3 protein-coding genes are annotated in these 2,982 nt (G+C 29.1%); all 3 read left to right on the forward strand.

All coding sequences use genetic code 11. The features are described 5' to 3' along the window. On the forward strand, nucleotides 1–613 hold a 613-nt coding region (locus tag ABY863_RS13260; protein WP_372795616.1), incomplete at its 5' end, for a TlpA family protein disulfide reductase. 141 nt (nucleotides 614–754) lie between these two features. Next, on the forward strand, nucleotides 755–2,242 hold the full coding sequence (locus ABY863_RS13265) for an aminotransferase class V-fold PLP-dependent enzyme (protein ID WP_372795618.1): 1,488 nt from the start codon (nucleotides 755–757) through the stop codon (nucleotides 2,240–2,242). Between the two features lie 52 nt (nucleotides 2,243–2,294). Further along, the gene (locus ABY863_RS13270) at nucleotides 2,295–2,879 is read left to right on the forward strand and encodes a HupE/UreJ family protein (protein WP_372795620.1); all 585 of its coding nucleotides are present in this window, start codon (nucleotides 2,295–2,297) and stop codon (nucleotides 2,877–2,879) included. Nucleotides 2,880–2,982: the final 103 nt, after the last annotated feature.

The following is a 2,982-nucleotide window of genomic DNA, read 5'->3' on the forward strand; positions in this document are numbered from 1 at the left end:
TCAAGAAGCATTTGATCAAAAAAATAGTAGTATTGTTGCTAAGTTTGATGAATTATTAAAAAGTACTCAAAATCTAGATTCAACATTTAGTGCTCAACAATCTAAACAGCTAGAAGGATTGAGTCAATATTTATCAGGTACCTACCAAGAAAAAACATACTTGAAGACTATTTTAGGCAAAGGGATGGAATCTCCAAAATTTGTTGATTATGAAAATTTTAAAGGAGGAACAACTTCATTAGACGACCTGAAAGGTAAATATGTTTATGTTGATGTTTGGGCAACTTGGTGTGGACCTTGTAAAGCTGAAATACCATTTTTAAAAGAAGTAGAAAAAGCATATCATGATAAAAATATTGAATTTGTAAGTATTTCAGTTGATGTTGCTAAAGACCATGATAAATGGAAGGAAATGGTGGAAGAAAAAGAATTAGGAGGTATTCAAATATTTGCTAATAGCGATTGGAAATCTGAATTTGTACAAGCTTATAAAATTAATGGAATTCCTCGTTTTATTTTAATTGATCCTGCAGGAAATATTGTTTCAGCTGATGCTCCAAGACCTTCTTCAGAAGGGTTAATTGCATTATTTAATGAGTTGAAAATAGAATAAAAAGATTTTTTTTATTCAAAAAAGATTCATACAGTTTTAATAAATTTGTGTGAATCTTTTTTTGAAATTATTAAACTTCATTTATAAAATAAATGAGTTTAACATCTAATTTTTTTCAAAAGAAAAATATATATATAAAGCATGGAGAATTCCATAATAAAATCTTCAGAATTAGAAACCTATTTTCAACAATTTAGAAAACATATAATAGGTATTGGTCAAACATTTAAATCTCCTTACGGGGAAAAAGAAATTATTTACACAGATTGGACTGCAAGCGGAAGATTGTATCGCCCAATAGAAGAAAAAATGTTAAATGATTTTGGTCCTTTTGTAGCAAATACACATACTGAAACCTCTGTTACGGGTTCAGCAATGACCATGGCATACCATAAAGCTAGAAGTATTATTAAACAACATGTGAATGCAAGTGCAGGTGATGTTTTAATTACCGATGGAACTGGAATGACTGGAGTAGTAAATAAGTTTCAGCGTATTTTAGGAATTAAAGTGGCAGAAAATTTAAAGGAATTTACCAATGTGCCAGATGCATTAAAACCAATTGTTTTTGTTACGCATATGGAGCATCATTCCAATCAAACCTCTTGGTTAGAAACCATTGCTGATGTTGAAATTATTCCCTGCCAAGAATCGGGTTTAATTTGTTTTGAAAGCTTTGAGAAATTATTGGTTCAGTATAATGACAGGCCCATTAAAATTGCTTCTGTAACAGCATGTTCAAATGTTACAGGAATTAGAACTGAATTTCACAAAATTGCTAAAATAATTCACCAATATGGAGGGCTTTGTTTTGTCGATTTTGCCTGTTCAGCTCCATATGTTGAAGTAAACATGCATCCTAAAGACCCAGAATCATATTTAGATGCTATTTTCTTTTCTCCACATAAATTTTTAGGAGGTCCAGGCACTTCAGGCGTGTTAATTTTTAATAAAAAACTGTACAAAAATATTGTGCCAGACAATCCAGGAGGTGGAACTGTAAATTACACAAATCCTTGGGGGAATCGTGATTATATTGACGATATTGAAACTCGTGAAGATGGTGGAACACCAGGATTTATACAAACTATTAGAATTGCACTTTCCATTCAATTGAAAGAAAAAATGGGAATTGAAAATATTTTGAAGCGAGAACATGAAATTAATGAGCTAATTTTTGAAAAACTTTCTAAAATTCCAAACATCACTATTTTAGCAGGTCAACATACAGATAGATTAGGGATTTTTTCATTTTTTATTAAAGATGCACATTTTAATTTAGTAGTGAAATTATTAAATGATAGATTTGGAATTCAAACGCGTGGAGGCTGTTCTTGCGCAGGTACTTATGGTCATTTTTTATTGCATGTAGATCAGCAAACTTCTAAAAATATTGAAGAGCAAATATTAGAAGGGTGTATGGTTGAGCGTCCAGGATGGATTCGAATGTCTATTCATCCAACAATAACAACTAAAGAAGTGTTATATGTTTGTGATAGTATAAAAAAAGTTGCTGAGAATGTAGAGGAATGGAGCAAAGATTATACGTATGAAGCCATTAAAAATGAATTTATTCATAATACAGCCAAACCAATTGAAATAGAGATTGTAAATAATTGGTTTAAGTAATATTTTGGAGGGAACAAATTTTCTATATTTGAGAAATATTAAAAAATAATGAATGGATAATTTGATTTTTTTCGTTAGGCAAGGTCTTTTTCATGTATTAGATTGGAAAGCATACGATCATATTTTATTTTTAATCGCATTGGCGGTTGTTTACGATTTTAAAAATTGGAAAAAAGTATTATGGTTAATTACACTTTTTACAATTGGACATACACTCACATTAATTTTAGCTGCTTATAAAGTTGTATCCGTAAATTCAAATTGGATTGAATTTTTAATACCAGTTACCATAATTATTACCGCTTTGGGTAATATTATATTTGTAAAAAGCATCACAAAAAACACGAAAACAAATATTAATTTAATTTTCGCTTTATTTTTTGGGTTAATTCACGGACTTGGATTTTCAGGATATTTTAAAATGCTTATTGGGAGTTCTAATAGTAAATTAATTCCATTATTAGAATTTGCTTTAGGAATAGAATTTGCTCAAATAATTATAGTATTAATAATACTTATATTGGGATTTATTTTTCAAACAATTTTTCGTTTTTCAAAAAGAGATTGGATTCTTATAATATCATCAATTGTTATTGGTATAGTAATTCCTATACTTATAAAATCTATATTTTGGTAAAAATTTAACGTAGAGTTAATTAGAATCTTTTTACATTCGTGTTTATCTTAAATTTATGAATAAAAAACAACTAAAATACGACCAAGCCTATATGAGAATGGCA

The sequence above is a fragment of the Lutibacter sp. genome, assembly GCF_041562875.1.
GTDB lineage: Bacteria > Bacteroidota > Bacteroidia > Flavobacteriales > Flavobacteriaceae > Lutibacter.